This is a genomic window from Arthrobacter sp. PAMC25564 (assembly GCF_004798705.1).
In the GTDB taxonomy this organism is placed as follows: Bacteria; Actinomycetota; Actinomycetes; order Actinomycetales; family Micrococcaceae; genus Arthrobacter.
In genome coordinates, this window is sequence record NZ_CP039290.1 from 3173163 (window position 1) to 3191440 (window position 18278).

General features: G+C 64.8%; 16 protein-coding genes. 7 read left to right on the top strand and 9 right to left on the bottom strand.

All coding sequences use genetic code 11. The annotated features are described in order from the left end of the window. Positions 1-112: 112 nt before the first annotated feature. The 3 genes from E5206_RS14835 to E5206_RS14845 form a co-directional block, all read right to left on the bottom strand. On the bottom strand, positions 113-1078 hold the full coding sequence (locus tag E5206_RS14835; protein WP_240689767.1) for an NAD(P)-dependent alcohol dehydrogenase: 966 nt from the start codon (positions 1076-1078) through the stop codon (positions 113-115). Positions 1079-1253: 175 nt separating this feature from the next. Then, on the bottom strand, positions 1254-2705 hold the full coding sequence (locus E5206_RS14840; RefSeq protein ID WP_136323154.1) for an aldehyde dehydrogenase: 1452 nt from the start codon (positions 2703-2705) through the stop codon (positions 1254-1256). An 80-nt stretch (positions 2706-2785) separates the two neighbouring features. Beyond that, on the bottom strand, positions 2786-4144 hold the full coding sequence (locus E5206_RS14845; protein ID WP_136323155.1) for an aromatic acid/H+ symport family MFS transporter: 1359 nt from the start codon (positions 4142-4144) through the stop codon (positions 2786-2788). Positions 4145-4315: 171 nt separating this feature from the next. Here E5206_RS14845 and E5206_RS14850 point away from each other — a divergent pair, with 171 nt between their 5' ends. The 7 genes from E5206_RS14850 (at position 4316) to E5206_RS14880 (ending at position 13329) form a co-directional block, all read left to right on the top strand. Continuing rightward, positions 4316-5149 carry a PaaX family transcriptional regulator C-terminal domain-containing protein gene (locus E5206_RS14850; RefSeq protein ID WP_136323156.1) on the top strand — a complete coding sequence of 278 codons (834 nt, stop codon included), beginning with the start codon at positions 4316-4318 and terminating at the stop codon, positions 5147-5149. 172 nt (positions 5150-5321) lie between these two features. Beyond that, the gene (locus tag E5206_RS14855) at positions 5322-6899 is read left to right on the top strand and encodes an FAD-dependent monooxygenase (RefSeq protein ID WP_136323157.1); all 1578 of its coding nucleotides are present in this window, start codon (positions 5322-5324) and stop codon (positions 6897-6899) included. Beyond that, a complete protein-coding gene (locus tag E5206_RS14860; protein ID WP_136323158.1) occupies positions 6892-8931 on the top strand; it encodes an acetate--CoA ligase family protein in 2040 nt (679 codons plus the stop codon). The genes E5206_RS14855 and E5206_RS14860 overlap by 8 nt, the downstream gene beginning before the upstream one ends. Further along, complete coding sequence (locus tag E5206_RS14865; protein WP_136323159.1) at positions 8928-10601, top strand: AMP-binding protein; 1674 nt, start codon at positions 8928-8930, stop codon at positions 10599-10601. The genes E5206_RS14860 and E5206_RS14865 overlap by 4 nt, the downstream gene beginning before the upstream one ends. Before the next feature lie 9 nt (positions 10602-10610). After that, positions 10611-11747, top strand: coding sequence for a cupin domain-containing protein (locus tag E5206_RS14870; protein ID WP_136323160.1), 1137 nt, complete (start codon positions 10611-10613; stop codon positions 11745-11747). Beyond that, the gene (locus E5206_RS14875; RefSeq protein ID WP_136322904.1) at positions 11744-12565 is read left to right on the top strand and encodes a fumarylacetoacetate hydrolase family protein; all 822 of its coding nucleotides are present in this window, start codon (positions 11744-11746) and stop codon (positions 12563-12565) included. Before E5206_RS14870 ends, E5206_RS14875 begins: the two co-directional genes overlap by 4 nt. Continuing rightward, on the top strand, positions 12565-13329 hold the full coding sequence (locus E5206_RS14880) for a maleylpyruvate isomerase family mycothiol-dependent enzyme (RefSeq protein WP_136323161.1): 765 nt from the start codon (positions 12565-12567) through the stop codon (positions 13327-13329). Before E5206_RS14875 ends, E5206_RS14880 begins: the two co-directional genes overlap by 1 nt. A 454-nt stretch (positions 13330-13783) precedes the next feature. Here E5206_RS14880 and E5206_RS14885 read toward each other — a convergent pair whose 3' ends face one another. The 6 genes from E5206_RS14885 to E5206_RS14910 all read right to left on the bottom strand — a co-directional run bounded on the left by E5206_RS14885 (position 13784) and on the right by E5206_RS14910 (position 18246). Then, positions 13784-14038 (bottom strand): hypothetical protein, encoded by a 255-nt coding sequence (locus E5206_RS14885; RefSeq protein ID WP_240690195.1) that lies wholly within the window; start codon positions 14036-14038, stop codon positions 13784-13786. 93 nt (positions 14039-14131) lie between these two features. Then, entirely contained in the window at positions 14132-14497 is a 366-nt protein-coding gene (locus E5206_RS14890) for a DUF202 domain-containing protein (RefSeq protein WP_240689769.1), read from the bottom strand. 62 nt (positions 14498-14559) lie between these two features. Beyond that, complete coding sequence (locus tag E5206_RS14895; protein WP_136323163.1) at positions 14560-15477, bottom strand: NAD(P)-dependent oxidoreductase; 918 nt, start codon at positions 15475-15477, stop codon at positions 14560-14562. Positions 15478-15497: 20 nt separating this feature from the next. After that, positions 15498-16391: an ABC transporter permease gene (locus tag E5206_RS14900; RefSeq protein ID WP_136323164.1), complete on the bottom strand. Its 894-nt coding sequence runs from the start codon at positions 16389-16391 to the stop codon at positions 15498-15500. Then, entirely contained in the window at positions 16388-17206 is an 819-nt protein-coding gene (locus tag E5206_RS14905; RefSeq protein ID WP_205759944.1) for an ABC transporter ATP-binding protein, read from the bottom strand. The genes E5206_RS14900 and E5206_RS14905 overlap by 4 nt, the downstream gene beginning before the upstream one ends. Next, a complete protein-coding gene (locus tag E5206_RS14910) occupies positions 17203-18246 on the bottom strand; it encodes an ABC transporter substrate-binding protein (RefSeq protein WP_168709364.1) in 1044 nt (347 codons plus the stop codon). The genes E5206_RS14905 and E5206_RS14910 overlap by 4 nt, the downstream gene beginning before the upstream one ends. Positions 18247-18278: the final 32 nt, after the last annotated feature.

The window sequence follows — 18278 nt, forward strand, 5'->3', positions numbered from 1 at the left end:
GATAGGCATCAAAAACCAAACACAAGAGGACGGCGGCGGGTAGCATCCCGCCGTCGTCCTCTTGCGTACGAAGTAGTGAGCGCCATGGCCTCCCACCGAGACCAGGTGCTGGCTAGTACACGATGACGGGCTTGATGACGGTGCCGTTGGCGGAGTCTTCGAAGCCTTGGTTGATCTCCCCCAGGCTGTAGTTGCGCATCAGCTTGTCCATGGGGAACCGGCCGTCCTTCCACAACTGGATGAGCTTGGGAATGAACACCTGGGGTACGGAGCTTCCCTGGATCACGGTTTTGAACGTCCATCCTTTGACCAGCGACAGGCCGATCTCGAACGAGACCTCTGTTCCGGGTGCGGCGGCACCGACCAGCGCCAGCGTGCCCCGGAGGGCCAGGGCGTCGGCTGCTTTGCGGAGCAGCTCCGGCCGGGCGGTCGTATCCACCACGTAGTCAGCTCCGCGCCCGTTGGTCAGGCGGAGGATCTCCTCCGTCAGGTCGGTTTCCTTCGTGTTGATCACGTCCGTCGCTCCAAGTTCTTTCGCGAGGTCCAGCCGGGAAGTATGGATGTCGACGGCGATGATCCGGGCGCACCCCGCGATCCCGCCGGCCATGATGGCACCCGATCCGACGGCGCCGGTACCGATGACCACGAGCGTGTTGTTCAGCGCGGGCTTAAGTTCGTTGAGGACGGCGCCGGCTCCGGTCTGGATGCCGCAGCCGAGCGGGGCCATGATCTCAAGGGGAACGTCGGAGTCGACCCGGACCACGCTTTCCTCGACGACGTTGGCGTAGGTCGCGAACGACGACTGGCCGAAGAAGTGGGACGAAATCACTTCCCCGTCCTTGCTCAATGCCGTGGTCCCGTCAGGCCGCCGGCCCCCGAAGTCAGCGGCGAAGAGGTTCTCGCAATACGCCATCTGGCCGGACCGGCAGTGGTCGCACTTACCGCAATAGGCGGCCGCGAGCAGAACATGGTCGCCCGGCTGCACCGTGGTGACCGAAGCCCCGATCCGCTCCACTATCCCGGCTCCCTCGTGTCCCAGGACGGCCGGCAGCGGTGTGGGATAAACTTGGTCACGCACGATGGCGTCCGTGTGGCAAACACCGGAGGCCACCATCTTTACGAGAACCTCGTTAGGGCGGAGATCATCCAGCTCAAGTTCTTCAATTGTGAGGGGTTGCCGTGGCTCGCGGGCCACTGCTGCGGTTACCTGCATAGTCGTGTCATCCCTTTTCGGATTGGTCGGGCTTCTTGATTCAGAACGGGTACTGCTGGTCGGACTGCTCCACGGTGATCCACTTCAGCTCGGTGAATTCGTTGATGACGGCCCTGCCGTCAAACCTGCCGTAGCCACTGTTTTTCATGCCGCCATAGGGAGCCTGGGCTTCGTTCTGAACGGTTGCGCCGTTGACGTGCACGTGTCCTGCCTGAATTCGCATCGCAACCTGCAATGCCCGGGTGCTGTCGGCCCCGAATACGGCCGCGGCGAGACCGTACTCCGTATCGTTTGCCACCTGAACCGCCTCTTCGACGCCGGAAACGCGGACAACGGTGGTGATCGGCCCGAATGTTTCCTGATCGTAGATGAACATCCCTGGCCGCACTTTGTCGATGATGGTGGCTGGCATCGATGCACCGTCGGCATGGGCACCGACGACGAGTTCCGCTCCCTTGGCGAGGGCATCATCGATGAGGCCGTTGATTCTGGGGCCCGACTCTTCGCGGATCATGGGGCCGACGATGCAGGCTTCGTCAGTCAGTGGGTCTCCGGTGGCCAGCTGCGCTGCCCGTGCTGCGAACTTGGAGACGAACTGGTCGGCCACGCTCTCGTCAACCACGAATCGTTCAGTCGACATGCAGATCTGGCCCTGGTAAAGGAAGGATCCGAAGACGGCCGCATTGACGGCGCCGTCGATGTCAGCGTCGTCGAGGACGACAAACGGTGCCTTGCCGCCGAGCTCGAGCAGCACCGGCTTGAGGTAGCGGGCGGCTTTTTCGGCGATGATGCGCCCGACTGCCGTTGAGCCGGTGAAGTTGATCCGGCGGACCGCCGGGTGGGCGATGATGGATTCCACGACCCGGTCGGAGTCCTCCGGTGCGCTGGTCAGGAAGTTCAGCACACCGGCCGGAAGTCCGGCCTCGTGCAGGACCTCTGCAATGATCGCGTGGGTCTTCGGGCTGGTTTCCGAGGCCCGGAAGACCACCGTGTTGCCGCAAACGATGGGGTAGGCGATGGCCCGGGCCGCCAACACGCCCGCTCCATTCCAGGGGGCCATGCTGAGAACAACTCCGGCGGGCTGCCGGACAGTCATCGAGAGTGTGCCCGGTTTGTCCGTCGGGAGAGTCTCCCCCTGAATCTGAGTGGCGAGCCCGGCAGCTTCGCGGAAGAGCTGCGCAGTGAGGAACACGTTGAATCCGGCCCAGAGTTGTGCTGCACCCACTTCTGACATCATCGTTTCGATGAACTCCGGTCCGCGCCGCTCCATGATGTCTGCGGCTTTGAGCATGACGGCCCGTCGTTCCGTAGGGCCGGTAGTTGACCAGGTGCTAAAGGCCTGTGACGCCGACTCAACAGCGTCGAGCGCGTCGTCGACGCCGGCTGCCGCGCTTTCGGTCACGAGTACGCCCGTCACAGGGTTTCGACGCTCGAACGTCTTGCCTTCGCGGGCGCTTCGGGACTGGTTGTTGATGATGAGTTGCGTTTCCAAAATGGACTCCTTAGTTGGGGTGCTGCCGGGGACGACGACGCTCACGCGGGCGATGCGGTGCTAAATGTGCGAAGCCGTTCTTAGTGTTTGACGGTGCTGACGGACACGGGGAGCTGAGACGTTGCCGAAGCTGTCCTCATCGATTCGTTGTCGGGGAAACGCGGCACGGTCAGGACGGCGACTACGCCGATTGCTGCTGCTATGGCCCAGATGGAGAAGTTGATGAAGTTGCCCAGTGAGGCGGCCACCAGCACGCCGCCGCCCGAGATGGCCAGCACAGCCCCGATCCGTCCGACGCCGAGCGTGATGCCCAGGGCGGTAGCCCGGGTTGCGCCGGAGAAGTAGGTTGCGACAAATCCGTTGACCAGGATCTGGGCGCCCACTGACCCGAAGCCGACGACTGCTACGAGCAAGTACATAACCGGAAGCGGCATGACTCCGGTACCCATGAGAACCAATGCCAGGCCGGAACTTGCGAATGCCGTTGCGGTCACCGGCCGGGGACCGAAGCGGTCCGCGAGTCTGGAGGAAACGAGCACGCCGACGACGGCGCCGATGTTGACGGTCAGGAGGAATGTCAGGGAGGATGCCAGCGAGTATTTGGCGATGACCATGAGTTGCGGCAGCCAGGTGTTAAGCCCGTACACGAGGGTCTGGCCACAGACGCCGGCCAGGCTGAAGAGGATCATTGCAGTAAGCAGGCGCCCGGTCAGCAGGGTGCGGAAACGGCCGTGCACGAGTACGTCATCTTGTGCCGGTACTTCGGGCAGCGGTTCCAGCCCGTATTCGGAGATGATGCGTTCCGCCTGTAACCGGTCCCCCTTGGCAGCGAGGAATGCCGGGGATTCCGGGAGGAACTTGAACAGCAGAGGCACGACGGCGATGAGTGGAACGCCACCGAGTGCCAGCATGCCGCGGAACCCGAGCGCGGGCAGGAAGGCGAGGGCGAGAAGCGCGGCGAGGATCCCGCCGACTGCGTATCCGGAGAACATTAGGGCGTTGTTAAAGTTGCGGCGGTTCGACTTGGAGAACTCCACGGTCAGAGCGATCGCCGTCGGGATTACGCCGCCCAGGCCGAGTCCGGAGAGAAAACGGAATAAACCGAAGAGCTCGGGAGTCGGGGCCCAGGCGGTCAGGAGCATCAGCACTGAGAAGGATGCGATGGAAACCATCATGACTTTCCGGCGCCCGACGATGTCCGTCAGGTATCCGATCAGGATGGCGCCCATGAACATTCCGGCCAGCGCATAGCTGCCGATAGCGCCGGTCTGCACTGGGGTCAGGCCCCAGGGTTCGTAGGCCAGGAGTTTGGGGACGATTGCTCCGTAGACGACCAGATCGTATCCGTCGAAGACGATGGCCAGGAAGCATAGGAAGATAACAGCGGCTGCCGATTTGCGATGGCGAACCGGAGGTGAGGCAGGCGATTGAAAAGCCATTGGGGACTCCAGGTGATATACACGACGTTGTGGCTGTGCCAGAGATGAGGGGCCGTTCGGCTGTGATCTGACCCACAACCAAATGTAACATAAATGTGTTGTGCGTCAACAGGTGTGTTGCACGTTTCCTGAATGACGCCCGCCCGGGCTTGCGAGTATTGGAGAAGTCTTATGCAGTGGAAACCCAGAGCCCTGATCCTGGATCTTTTCGGGGACTACCTCCGGTATGCCGGGAACGAGGTCAGGCTGGCCGACATCACGGAGCTCCTCGCGGTCTTTGACATTGAGGCGGCCACGGTTCGCGTCAACCTCTCACGCCTGCGCAAGGAGGGCTGGTTCACCACCCGGCGCGTCGGGCGGGAAACGGTCTACACCCTCACCCCCCATTTGTTGGAGATCCTCAACGAGGGGCGCGAACGGATCTTCCGGCGGCGGGACGAAAGCTGGGAGGGGCGCTGGACCATGGCCATTTACCAGGTTCCCGAATCCGAACGCGCCGTCCGTGAACAGCTCCGCAAGCAGCTCGCGTGGCATGGTTTCGGCCAGCTGTCACCATCGACCTGGTTGAGCCCGCACGACCTCATCTCCGAGGTCCGCGAAATTGCCGCCGAATATCCGCTGGCCAAAGTTGATGCCCTCTGGTGCGGGACCGGCGACCTCGAGGAGGACAGGAATCTTGCCGCACGATGCTGGGACCTGGAGCAGCTCGGCGCGGACTATCAGGAATTTATCCGCACCTATGCCGCCTTGGACGACGAGGCAGTCAACGCCAGCAAGGACGGGCGAACGGCACTCATCGAACGGATGCGTATTATCCGCGATTTTCGTCGCTTCCCCTTCCGGGACCCGCACCTGCCGCTCGAGTTGCAGCCCAAGGGCTGGCCGAGCAGCGAGGCGTACGACCTGTTTGGTGCGATTCACCGACAGCTCGGGCCTGCCGCCACGGAATTCGTCTCCGGCATCATCGGCCAGCCCATCGGGCAGGGCCAGGAGGTCGTGGCGTAACCCGGTCGGGGCGCGGAAGCTGGTCGTGGTTCGTTGAGGAAGTCATCGCAAGGTCCGTAAAGCGGTTCTCGAGGGTTATATGTAACAGATACTTGACGATCAGCGGAGAAACGTTACATAATGGGAGGAGACGTAGCACACGTCCTCCCCCAAATCTCTAAAGGTGGCATCGATGGCACTTCGCGTAGCCTGCATTGGCGGCGGTCCCGGCGGACTGTTCTTCTCAACCCTGTTCAAGCAGACCGTTCCCGACGCCGACGTCGTGCTCTTTGAGCGCAACCAGGCCACTGACGCCTTCGGCTTTGGCGTGGTCTTCTCCGACGCAACGCTGAACCGGATCAACGACGCCGATCCCGTTGTCCGCAACGGCCTCCGGGACTTCGGCACCCACTGGGACGACATCGAGGTCTGGCTCAAAGGCGAACAGAAGTCCTTTGCCGGCAACGGCATGGCCGCCATCTACCGCAAGACCCTCCTGAAGCTCATGCAGGACCGGGCGGCAGAAGTCGGCGTCGATATGCGCTTTGGCCAGTACGTCCCCGACCTGTCGCAGCTCGATGACTTCGATGTGATTGTCGGCGCTGACGGCGCCAACTCCTCCACCCGCGAACAGCTCGGCGACAGCTTGGGTCACACCGCCGAGACCGCGACTGCCAAGTTCATCTGGTTCGGCACTACCTACAAGTTCAATGGGCTCACCTTCGTCCACCGGCAAAGTGAATTCGGCAACTTCGCGGTCCACGGTTACCCGATCAGCGATGAGCTGAGCACCTTTATCGTCGAAACCGACGAAGACACCTGGCGGAAGGCCGGCCTCGATGAATTTGATGCCAGCCAGCCTCCGGGACCCTCCGACCTCAAGACCCAGCGCTTCCTCGAGAAGCTCTTCGCCGAGGACATCGCCGGTGAACCGCTCGTGGCCAACAACTCCCGGTGGGCGAATTTCCGCACCCGCCGCACCCGCTCCTGGCACAAGGGCAACGTCGTCCTGCTCGGCGACGCGGTCCACACTGCGCACTTCTCCGTCGGTTCGGGCACCAAAATGGCTATGGAGGACGCCATCGCCCTGGTCCGCGAAATCGCGGCACACCAGGACGACCTCGAACTGGCCTTCACAAATTACGAAGCTGAACGCCAGCCACAGGTTGCCAAGATCCAGAACCAGGCCCGCGGGGGCCTGAGCTGGTGGGAACACTTCGCCCGGTACTACGACGCCTTCGACCCGACCCAGTTCACCTTCCACTTCTTCTCCCGCAGCATCGACATCGACAAGATCCGCCAGCGTGACGCCGGCCTGGTCGAGTCCGTTGAAGCGGACTGGCTGGCCAGGCACGGACACACGCCGCTGGAAACACCGCTCAGCGCCGGATCCGCCCGGTTCAGCGGGCGCCTGCTGTCCCTCACGCACCAGGACGGTCAGCCTGAGTTGACCGGGCCCGGCGGCAGCCTTGTCCTGGTCACCGACCCGGCCGACGCCGACGCCGGGACCGGCCTGCTGCTCACCGCACCGGACACCGAGGAGGGCCTCGCCGCGGCCTTCCGCCAGCTGCCCGCCCAGGCCGCAGCCATCGTGATCCAGGGCGGCAACCCCTTCACCCGCACCCTGCTCTCCGAGGAGGCCCGGCTCGGCCGCGGCCTGAGAAGCGTCGTCGTCGATGACCGTGGCCCCATTTCAGCCCTCACCCAGATCCTTTCCGGCCGGGCCGACGCCGTCGCCACCGCAACAACCCCGGAGGCAACCGATGCATAACCTAGCCCCGCTGTTCGCGCCCCGCGGCATCATCGTCGTCGGCGCCTCCTCCAGCCCGGAGAAGCTCGGCGCCGTTATGGCACAGTCGCTGTCCGCCTACCCGGCCTCCGTGGAACTCGTGAACAGCCGCGGCACCGAAAGCGGCATGCACACCGGCATCGCTGAGGCCGCCGCCGCAATTCCGGGAGGGCCTGATCTGGCCGTGCTCTGCGTGCCGGCTGCCGCCACTGCCCAGGCGCTTCGCGACAGTGCGGCCAACGGCGCCAGGGCCGCCCTGGTCTGCGCCGGCGGTTTCGCCGAAGCCGGCGGTCCCGGCATCGAATTCGCGCGCCAGGTCGAGGCAGCCGTCCGGGACACCGGCATCCGGCTGCTCGGCCCGAATACCTCCGGCTTCTTCGTCCCCCACCGCAAGCTGCGCGCCAGCTTCGTCCCCGGGGTGGCGGAGCTGGAGCCCGGCTCGGTGGCCGTCGTGGCGGCCAGCGGCGGAGTCAACCACGTGCTGGCATTCCACCTGCAGCGCGCCGGGGTGGGCGTCAGCCTCGCCGTCGGCATCGGCGCGGGCACGGACATCAGCGCGCCCGATGTCCTGGACTACCTGATCTCCGACGGGCAAACCAAGGCGGTGGCCCTGCACCTGGAAACGGTCAGCGACGGCCCGGCCCTCGTCGACGCCGTCTCACGCCTGAGTGCCGTCAAGCCCGTGGTCGCCCTGGTGGTCGGCCGGAATGACGTATCCGAATTCGCCCAGTCCCACACCGGGGCATTGGCCACGTCCTGGCGCACCACCCGCGCGGTCCTCAAGCAGGCCGGTGCGGTGCTCGTGGACGACGAGAACCAGCTGGTTGCCGCCGTCACCGCCCTGGCCGGACGCCGCCTGGCACCGGCGGCCAACCCCGGCGTCGGACTCATCACCGGGCAGGCCGGCCCCGGCCTGCTGATCGCCGATGCCCTCCACGGCGCCGGGGTGGCGCTGCCACGCCTGGCCCAGGCGAGCCAGGACAGAATCGGTGCGCTGCTGCCGCCGCTGACCTTCCAGGCCAACCCCGTGGACACCGGCCGGCCCGGCCCCGGGTACGAAAAAGTCGTGGCCGCAGTGGCCTCCGACCCGGCCATCGATGTCGTCGCCGTCTACGGGCTGACCGAACCCGTCGCGGACCTTCCTCTCGCCGTCGCCAATTCCGGTGTAGCCGACACAATGCCGTTCCTGATCGGCGTGGACGGCCCCGACGGCGACCTGGAACGCGCCCGGAAGTCAGCCCGCCAGCACGACCTGCCACTGATCAGCGGACCGACCTCCCTGGCCCACGGCATTACGGCTCTGGTCAACGACGCCCGCGGACAATTCCAGCGCGCCGAAGCACCCGCTGGAGCCTTCACCTGGCCGGCACTGGAAGGGCCCTGGGACGAGAACCGCGCCAAGGAACTCCTTGGCGCACTCGGCATCGCCACCCCTGCCCGGCGAAGCTGCAGCACCCGCGCCGCAGCCCACGAGGCCCTGACCGAACTGGGCGGGCCTGTCGCGGTCAAGCTGCTCGACGCCGCCATCCTGCACAAAACCGAGATCGGAGGCGTGCACCTGGGAGTGAACTCCCCCGGGGCCATGGACCGGGCGCTGGACGGACTTGAAGCCGCCGGTGCCCGCGAATTCCTGGTCGAAGCAATGGCGCCATCCGGTATCGACCTCGTGGTCGGCGTCCGCCGTGATCCCGTCTTCGGACCGATCGCCGTTCTGGGCCTGGGTGGCACCACTGCAGAAGTCTTCGCCGATATTTCCATCCGCTCCGCTCCCCTTTCCGTCCGTGTGGCGGAGGGCATGCCCGGCGATCTCCAGGCGCGCGAACTCTTGTACGGATTCCGTTCCGGGCCGATGCTGAAGACGGAGGAGCTGGCGGCCCTGCTGGTCAGGCTCGGCGATGCACTTGTTTCCAATGACGCAATCGCAGAAATCGAAATCAACCCCCTGCGCCTGACCCATGACGGGCTCGTGGCCCTTGATGCAGTAGTTATCAATGTCGAGGAGGACATGAAATGACCAGCCACACCAGTGAAGGCACCGTCCCCTGGCCCGCGGACCTTGCGGCAGAATTCCGCAGCAAGGGCTACTGGGAAGACCGCCCCCTCGACGCCTACATCCTCGAAACAGCCGACCGGCTGCCGGAAAAAATCGCGATCGTGGACGGTGACGTCCGGCTCAGCTACGCCGAGTTGGCCAACAGAATGGATGCGGCCGCGGAACGCCTCCTGCAGTCGGGCCTGAAAGCGGACGACCGCATCATGGTCCAGTTGCCCAACGGCTGGCAGTTCACGGTGCTGACCCTTGCGTGTTTCCGTGCCGGCATCATCCCGGTGATGGCTCTGCCGGCACACCGGCAATACGAGCTATCGTTCCTCACAGAGCTCTCCGAATCACGGGCCATCGCCGTACCGGACGTGATCAAGGACTTTGATCACCAGGCCCTCGCCGAAGGACTGGCGTCAACCATTCCGTCCCTGGAGTATATCCTCGTTTCGGGAGCCGCGAAACCCGCCAACACACGCCTCGAAGACATCCTTGCCCCCGGAACCGACGTGGCAGGCGCCCGTGCCCGGCTGGACGCCGCTGCACCGTCGCCTGACTCGCCAGCCCTCTTTCTGCTCTCGGGCGGCACCACCGGGCTGCCCAAACTGATTACCAGGACCCACAACGACTACGCCTACAACATCAAAGCCACGTCAATTCCCACCGGAGTCACCGAGGACACTGTTTACCTCGGCACCCTGCCGGCCAGCCACAACTTCCCGCTGGCCTGCCCCGGCATCCTCGGCATCCTGTTCGCCGGCGGCCGGGCCGTCATGCTCCCCAGCCCCGAACCGCGCAAGGCATTCGCCACCATTGAACGCGAAAGAGTCACCCTGTCAACGGCCGTCCCCGCAGTGGCCCAGCGATGGATTGAGTACCAGCAGGAAACCGGTACTAAGCAGCTGGCCAGCCTCGAGGTGCTTCAGGTCGGCGGCTCGCGCCTTCCGGACGAGATTGCCCGGAAAGTGAAGCCAGTCCTGGGCGCGACCCTGCAGCAGGTCTTCGGCATGGCCGAGGGGCTCATCAACACCACCCGGCTGGATGATCCCGAGGAGGTCATCTGTACTACGCAGGGCCGCCCCGTATCCAAGGCCGACGAGGTCCGGATCGTCGATGAGACCGGCGAGGACCTGCCGGACGGAGTCCCCGGCTCCATCCTGACCCGCGGACCCTACACACCCAGGGGCTATTACCGCGCCCCGGAAGCCAACTCCCGGGCTTTCACCGCCGACGGCTGGTACGCCAGCGGTGACATTGTCGAGCGGCGCCCCGACGGAAACCTGATCGTCCAGGGCCGCGACAAGGACATGATCAACCGCGGCGGAGAGAAAATCTCGGCCGAGGAAATCGAAAGCCTGGTTTACCGGATCGATGACGTGACCATGGCAGCCGCGGTCGCAATGCCGGACCAGATGCTTGGTGAACGCCTGTGCCTCTACATCACGGTCAAACCCGGACGCGAAGTGACGCTTGAACAAATCCAGGAGCTCCTGCGCCGGACCGGTGTTGCCGCCTTCAAAATCCCGGAACGCCTCGTAGTCGTCGACGAACTGCCCACCACCAAGGTCGGCAAGATCAACAAAAAAGACCTCCGCGCCGACATCGCCGAACGCCTGGCTGCCGCCAGCGCCCGCGCACAGTAAAGGATTGCCATGATCGAGAACACCACGCATGAGTCAGTCGCCGCGCAGCACATCGCTGCGGAGCCGACGCCGGAGGAGGCTGCCCAGCTGGAGCAGCTGTACCAGGACTTTGAGTCCGAGAACCTGATCCCGCTGTGGACCGAGATCGCGGACCTGATGCCGATGGTCCCCACGCCCAAAGCCGTTCCGCACGTCTGGCGCTGGAACGATCTGTACCCGCTGGCCGCGCGCGCCGGTGACCTGGTGCCCGTGGGCCGCGGCGGGGAACGCCGTGCGATCGCCCTCGCGAATCCGGGCCTGGGCAAGACCCCGTACGCGACCCCCACGCTGTGGGCCGCGATCCAGTACCTCGGTGCCCGTGAGACCGCCCCGGAGCACCGCCACTCCCAGAACGCGTTCCGCTTCGTCGTCGAGGGCGAGGGCGTCTGGACCGTTGTGAACGGGGATCCGGTGCGGATGTCGCGCGGGGATTTCCTGCTGACCCCGGGCTGGAACTTCCACGGCCACCACAACGACACCGATGAGCCGATGGCGTGGATCGACGGCCTGGACATCCCGTTCGTGCACTACGCCGACGCCGGGTTCTTCGAGTTCGGCACCGAGCGGGTCACCGACGAGGCGACCCCGGACATCTCCCGTTCCGAGCGGCTCTGGGCGCACCCGGGCCTGCGCCCGCTCTCGGGCCTGGATGACACCACGAGCTCCCCCATCGCGGCGTACCGCTGGGAATACACCGACCGGGCCCTGGCCGAGCAGCTGCTGCTCGAGGACGAGGGCCACCCGGCCACGGTGTCCCAGGGCCACGCCGCGGTCCGCTACACCAACCCCACCACGGGCGGGGACGTGATGCCCACCATCCGGGCCGAGTTCCACCGCCTCCGCGCCGGGGCCGGCACCGAGACCGTCCGTGAGGTCGGTTCCAGTGTCTGGCAGGTCTTCGAAGGCACCGGCACGGTGGTCCTGAACGGGGAAACGAAGAACCTGGCCAAGGGTGACCTGTTCGTCGTCCCGTCCTGGGCCGCCTGGTCCCTTCAGGCGGACCTTCAGGCCGGGACGGAATTCGACCTGTTCCGCTTCAGCGACGCCCCCATTTTCGAACGCCTGAACTTCAACCGCACCTACATCGAAGGACGCAACAACAAATGAGACTCCTCACCCTCCGCACCAAGAACGGAACCAAGGCAGTGCGCCAGGACGGGACCACCCTGACCGAGATCGACGGCTTCGCCAACGTCGGGGAACTGCTCAACACCGCCGGCTGGGAGGCCACCGCGAAGGCCGCGGCCGGTGCCACGCACCCGCTTGAGGGCGCGGACCTGGACGCCGTCGTCCCGTTCCCGGGCAAGATCATCTGCGTCGGGCACAACTACCGCAACCACATCAAGGAAATGGGCCGGGAAGTCCCGGAGTACCCCACCCTGTTCGCCAAGTACCAGGAATCCCTGATCGGCCCGAACGATGACCTGGCCCTGCCGCAGGAATCGTCCACGGTCGACTGGGAATCCGAACTCGCCGTCGTGATCGGCAAGAAGGGCCGCCGGATCGCCGAAGCCGACGCCGCGGACCACATCGCCGGCTACGCCGTCCTGAACGACGTGTCCATGCGCGACTACCAGTTCCGCACCATCCAGTGGCTGCAGGGCAAGACCTGGGAGAAGTCCACCCCGTTCGGCCCCGCCCTGGTCACCAAGGACGAATTCAGCGGCGGCCTGATGACCACCGCGGTCGACGGCGAGATCCAGCAGCAGACCCCCACCAACGACGTCGTCTTCACCCCGGAATTCCTGGTCTCCTACATCTCCACCATCATCACCCTGAACCCCGGCGACGTCATCGCCACCGGCACCCCCGGAGGCGTGGGCCACGCCCAGGACCCCAAGCGCTACCTCCAGGAAGGCCAGCTCCTGGTCACCACCATCGAGGGACTGGGCCAGCTGAAGAACCGCGTCGTCAAGGAAGCCTGATGGTTGCACGCCACGACCAGACGACGGACCCCGAACTGCTCGCAGCCCTGCTGCAGGCACGCCGGGGCACCGCGTTCTTCGCCCGCAAGCTCAACGAACTCACCGACGCGGAGCTCGACGGCGATACGCTGCTGCCGGGCTGGACCCGCCGCCACATCACCGCGCACATCGGCTACAACGCCCGGGCCATCGCGCGCCTGGTCGAGTGGGCAGCCACCGGGGTGGAAACCCCGATGTACGCGTCCACGGACGTCCGGGACCACGAGATCAACTTCGGCGCCACCCTGTCCCCGATCGCGCTCCGGCACCTCTTCGACCACTCCGCCGTGCACCTGAACGTCGAATGGCGGGACCTGCCCGAGGACGCCTGGCACCACAAAGTGCGCACCATCCAGGGCCGCGAAGTCCCCGCCAGCGAAACCGTCTGGATGCGCAGCCGGGAAGTCTGGATGCACGCCGTGGACCTGGACAACGGCGCGAGGTTTGCCGACATCCCCGCCCCGGTCCTTGAACGCCTGCTCAAAGACATCACCGGCGCCTGGAAAACCCGCCGCACCGACACCGGGCTCGTGGTCAAGGTCACCGGCCAGGATCAGGAACTCACCTTCGGCGACACGACGGCCGAGTCCCCGACAGTGGTCTCCGGCCCGCTTCCCGCGGTCGTCGAATGGGCCGCCGGCCGGGGCAACGGCGGCGTAACCGCCGCCGGACCCGCCGCGGACGCGGCCCAGGGTGCGGTTCCGGCAGCACCGAAGTGGATCTGAACAAGAATCGCGCCCTCCTGGTGGCTCTCCGCTAACGCCTTCTGGTGCTCGTCCCACGGCACTGAGGGCCTCTCCTCGGTCAGGAACCGATCCGGATAACCCTCGCGGTATTTTCGCACCCACGTCTCCCAGCGTGCCCTCGTTCACGCCGATTTCCGGCGCGAACTGGACTATCGGACGGCCCGAGGAAATCACCAGCTCCGCGACATCGTCCTAGTACTACCTCTTACGGTCGGTCAATGCGAAGAATGGTTCCTGTCAAGGAGTCTCACAAAACCATACGGCACCCCGCCGTCATCCAAACCGCTTCGGACCCCTTGCCGTAGGTCATTGATGTCCGCTGCGGTCTCCCCCATTGCCTTGTGTCGTTCCGTAATGTGCTCGGCGAATGCCGGATTTCCGGGCCATTCCGCAGGTTTGATCCGGGCTTCGTGCTGGATCCGTCCGAGCCTCCTCAGCCGGCGAGGACCACGGTAACCCCCAGTCCTCCCAGTGCTATTCCCGCGACAGAGGTCCACAGAACCGCGGAGATGTCGGCGTCGATGTATTCCCGAGTGATCCCGCAGGCTCTGGCGCTGTACCGCCTCTGCTGAGTGAGGTAGATGGCGCCGGCAGCGGTTACTGAGACGCCGCAGAGCAGCAGGATAGGCAGGCCGTGATGAGGAAGCCAACGAAGGAAGATGGCGCTGACCGTGACGAGGGCCATCATGGTCCGGCCCCAGGCCAGAGTGGTCCGTTCGGGCTGAAGGCCCGGATCGTCGTGCAGGCTTCGGCGGGGCTGGCTAGTTCGGACCACGGGCACTCAGCGCCAGAGGATGAAAATGACGACGACAACGGCAGCCAGCGCCCCCGTTGCTGCCAGAAGGGGCACGATGAGCGGCAACGGCAACGGCGACTTATTCCTCATGCTCCGCTCCACCCGGATCCAGCGCACCGCGGCGCCCGCGCTCAGCATCATTCCGAGGAGCAGGAGCAGGACCGCGAGTCCCTTGCGCGCTGGCTCCACGAAGAGTCCCGAGGTGAAGGCCTCAATGGCGATTCCGCCGGCCACGAGCGCCAGGGAGGTGCGGATCCAGGCAAGGAAGGTGCGTTCGTTGGCCAGGGTGAAGCGTGGATCCGGTTCGTTGCCGCCGGGAAGCAGACGTTCAGTAATTTTCCCGCGCGACACCGGGATGGGCGCGGTAGGCGGTAGTTCGTTGCCTGGCACAGTGAGGGCCCCGTTTCGTAGATCTACGCCGAAGCAGTGCCAGAGACAGCCGGCGGGACGGAGACGACGTCGTTCTGCAGCAGCCGGTAGACGACTGCCATGTCGTCCCCGCCGTAGCCGGCTTCCTTGCACCGTTCGTAGAGCGTGTGGACGCGTTCGGCGACAGTCCAGCTTTGCTCGGGCGCAACCGAGCGGATATCTCCCATGGCGAGCCTGAGGTCCTTGAGGAGGATGTCGACCTTCGCGCCGCCAGAGTAGTCATCACGCAGCGCCGGCGGGAAAAGCCAATTGAGCGCGAAGGTGCTGGTCGATGATGAATCAAGGATCTCTACGGCTTTGTCCGGGTCGACGCCGAGCCGGTCGGCCAACACCAGAGCTTCAGCCGTCGCCGCAGTGATCCCCGCCAAGAGGAGGTTGTGGATGACTTTCATAACCTGGCCGGCGCCATCGCCACCGACGTGGTACGTCAGGGTGCTGAAACAGCGGAGAAGCGGATCGGCGGACTGCACGGTTTCCTCATCCCCACCGGCGAGGATCTTGAGCCTGCTGTCCTCGGCAGCCTCTCGGCCGCCGCCGATAACTGGCGCATCCAGATACCGGAAACCCCGCTCCCGCGCGACGCTGGCATGGGCGGCGGACGATTCGTGCCCGATGGTGCCCATCTCGATGATCATCGACGCGGGGTCTGCAGACGCCACGACGGAATCGAACACGTTGTGCGCGATCTCGACGGTGGGCAGCATCATGAGAATGAAGTCAGCGCCCGGAACGGCGTCTTCGACAGACTCGAAAGTCTCGAGTCCCGCCTCGGCGGCCCTCAGCCGTGCTGCCGGAAAAGCATCTACCGCGCGCACGGCGTATCCGCCGTCGCTGATGTGGCGGGCAATGGGCTGGCCCATGGCCCCGAGGCCGATGAATGTCACGGTCTGTTGCTTGGTCATATGAGAATCTCCATTCAGTTTTAGTTGTCTTGCCAGCGGAGGAGTTTGGTGCGGATGGTCCGCAGGCCCCAGGAGATGAGCATGGTGCCGGCCACGAGGATGATCAGGGTCGCGAAGTACTGGTCCATGCGGAAGGCCGCGGCGAAGTATTGCAGCCGGACACCCAGGCCGCTCTGGCCTGCGATCATTTCCCCGGCCACGGTGGCGAGCATGCCGAAGATGAAGCCCAGTTCCAGGCCTGTGAAGATCCCCGGCACGGCACCGGGAAGGATGAACTTGGTGAAGGTCTGGTGCTTCTTCGCGCCCAGTACCCGGGCCAGCAGCAACCGTTCCTCCTCGGCGCTCTGCACGCCGGCGAGGGTGTTGGAAAACACCACGAAGAACGCCAGGCTGAAGGCCAAGGCGATCTTGGATTCCACGCCGATCCCGAACCAGAGCAGGAAAATCGGAGCCAGGGCAACACGCGGCAGCGCGTTGATCGCCGTGAGGTAAGGCTCGATCACCCGGAGCATAAACGGCGAGGCCGCCAGGGCCAGGGCCGCGAGCACGCCGGCGACGGAGGCCAGCGCCCACCCGGCGATCGCCCCGGTAAACGTCGAAACGGCGTGGACCGTGATCAGATCGGTGCCCAGCGACTCCCCCAAGGCTTTCACGATGGCCGAGGGCTGGCCCACATAGATCGGGTTCAGGGTGCCGTTGAGCACCAGCAGCTCCCAGGAGCCGAACATCAGCACGCCCAGGACGATCCACCCCAGCGGCACGGCCCACACATAATGCCGGCGCGGAACCAATATCTTCCGGAGCGAGGCCCCGGAGGACTTGGGCCGTTGCCCGGACCGTCCAGCCTGGGGCCGGTCTGGTCGAGTGCTCAGCGGCGTCATCGTCTGGGGCCCGGGTGCGTTCTTGACGGTCATGATGCCAACTCCTCGCGGAACACGGACCAGATGTCCTGGTAGTACTTGTGGTAGGTGCTGCTGGACTGCAGCTCGAGTACGTTGCGCGGCCGGGGCAGATCGATCCGGAACTCGGCAATGATCTTGCCCGGACGGGCCGAGAAAACCAGGATCCGGTCGGCCATCACGATCGCCTCGGCGAGATCGTGGGTTACGAACAAGACCGAACTCTTCTGCTCTTCCCACCGCTGCAGGAACACGCCCTGCAGCCGCATCCGTGTTTCCGCGTCCAGCGCCGAGAACGGCTCATCCATCAGGATCGTGCCCGGATGGCTGACCAGCGTCCGCGCCAACGCCGTACGCTGGCGCATCCCGTGTGAGAGCTGGGAGGGATAGGACTTCAGGAATTTGCCGAGCCCGACCGAATCGAGAACCTCCGCAGCACGGTCCCGAGCCTCGCGCTTGGCGATTCCGCGCAACTCCAACGGCAACGCCACGTTCGCCACCGCAGTACGCCACGGCAACAAACCATCCCGGGCCAGCAGATACCCCACATCATGGTTCCCCTCCCGGATCGGCTCCCCGCCCAGGGACACCTCACCCTCCGTAGGACGCACCAGGCCGGCAACCATATTCAGCACCGTCGTCTTGCCACAGCCCGAAGGACCCACCAGACACACGAACTCACCCGGCGCAACCCTCAGGCTCGTCGTATCCAACGCCAACACCGAACCACCATCCGGCGACTGGAACGACTGCGACACCCGATCCACCACGATCTCATCACCCGTAAGGCTGGCGTTCTGGGCGGTGCTGGCTGTGAATGGCATGGTCATTTGACGGTTTCGGACCAGACCATGTCTTTGGCCTGCTCCGTGATCTTGGTGCCGCGGGTCTTGACCGTGAAGTCGACATAAGCCTGGAGCGCGGTCAGATCGACTTTCGTATCGACGTTCTGGGCGTAAATGTCGACGGAGGCCTTGTACACCTCGTCGGCGTTGGCCAGATCCGCGGGCACTGACACCTGGTTCCGCAGAATCTTGTAGAGCTCCTCGCGGTTCTTCGGATCCCTGATCCATACGCTGGCCTCGTCCAGGGCGGCCTGGAATCGCTTGCCGGTTTCCGGGTTCTTCTGAAGGAAGCTGCCCTGTGCCGCCCACAGCAGCGAGGTTTTGCCGACCCCCTGGAGCGTCTTGGGGACCGGGTTCTCATTTGTCGCTGGTTTGCGCGAGTCTGAGATCATGATGCCGAATCCCTTGGCGACAGCGACGTCCTGGGCCGTGCCGTAGAAGTAGACGGCGTCGACTTTCTTGTTTTCGAGCCCTGCCAGCATTGTCGATGTCTGTCCGAGCGCGACGAAGGTCTTGGTCCCGGGGTCTATTCCCGCGTCCTGAAAGTTGGTGTGGGAGTGGAATTCTGCGCTGCCCCCGAGTGCCACGACTCCGACCGTCTTGATGTTGTTCAGCGTTTCCTGATACGTGGCGCCAACTTTGTCCTTGAGGACCACCAGGCTGTAAATGGGCCGGGTGAGGATGTTTGTCACCACTTTCAGGTCGATACCTTGAGCGCGCGCGGGCGGGACGTTGTCCGGTCCGGTGTTGATGAAGTCGACCTGACCGCCGACCATGGCTGTGATCGACGCCGGCGTGGACGCGATACTCACCGGAGTTCCGGCGATGCAGTTTTTCGCGAAGAACCCCTTCTCCTTAGCCACGGCTGCCTGGATGTTGATGATGTTGCCGTCGTACCACTGGTACTTCGCCGGGTAGGCCTTCTCACAGCCAGGGTCTACGTCGCTGGCCGGAGCGCTGGCCGAGGTGGCGGCGCCGCCGCAGGCGGTTACGGCCAGTACTACGGATGCGGCGGAAGCGGTCATGAGGGCAATACGGCGGCTATGGTGCTTCTTTG

Excerpts from the sequence above, each read along its gene's own strand:
- E5206_RS14845 (WP_136323155.1), bottom strand. The coding sequence starts at position 4,144 with ATGGCTTTTCAATCGCCTGCCTCACCTCCGGTTCGCCATCGCAAATCG.
- E5206_RS14850 (WP_136323156.1), top strand. The coding sequence starts at position 4,316 with ATGCAGTGGAAACCCAGAGCCCTGATCCTGGATCTTTTCGGGGACTAC.
- E5206_RS14855 (WP_136323157.1), top strand. The coding sequence starts at position 5,322 with ATGGCACTTCGCGTAGCCTGCATTGGCGGCGGTCCCGGCGGACTGTTC.
- E5206_RS14860 (WP_136323158.1), top strand. The coding sequence starts at position 6,892 with ATGCATAACCTAGCCCCGCTGTTCGCGCCCCGCGGCATCATCGTCGTC.
- E5206_RS14865 (WP_136323159.1), top strand. The coding sequence starts at position 8,928 with ATGACCAGCCACACCAGTGAAGGCACCGTCCCCTGGCCCGCGGACCTT.
- E5206_RS14870 (WP_136323160.1), top strand. The coding sequence starts at position 10,611 with ATGATCGAGAACACCACGCATGAGTCAGTCGCCGCGCAGCACATCGCT.
- E5206_RS14875 (WP_136322904.1), top strand. The coding sequence starts at position 11,744 with ATGAGACTCCTCACCCTCCGCACCAAGAACGGAACCAAGGCAGTGCGC.
- E5206_RS14880 (WP_136323161.1), top strand. The coding sequence starts at position 12,565 with ATGGTTGCACGCCACGACCAGACGACGGACCCCGAACTGCTCGCAGCC.
- E5206_RS14885 (WP_240690195.1), bottom strand. The coding sequence starts at position 14,038 with ATGATGGCCCTCGTCACGGTCAGCGCCATCTTCCTTCGTTGGCTTCCT.
- E5206_RS14895 (WP_136323163.1), bottom strand. The coding sequence starts at position 15,477 with ATGACCAAGCAACAGACCGTGACATTCATCGGCCTCGGGGCCATGGGC.
- E5206_RS14900 (WP_136323164.1), bottom strand. The coding sequence starts at position 16,391 with ATGACCGTCAAGAACGCACCCGGGCCCCAGACGATGACGCCGCTGAGC.
- E5206_RS14905 (WP_205759944.1), bottom strand. The coding sequence starts at position 17,206 with ATGACCATGCCATTCACAGCCAGCACCGCCCAGAACGCCAGCCTTACG.
- E5206_RS14910 (WP_168709364.1), bottom strand. The coding sequence starts at position 18,246 with ATGACCGCTTCCGCCGCATCCGTAGTACTGGCCGTAACCGCCTGCGGC.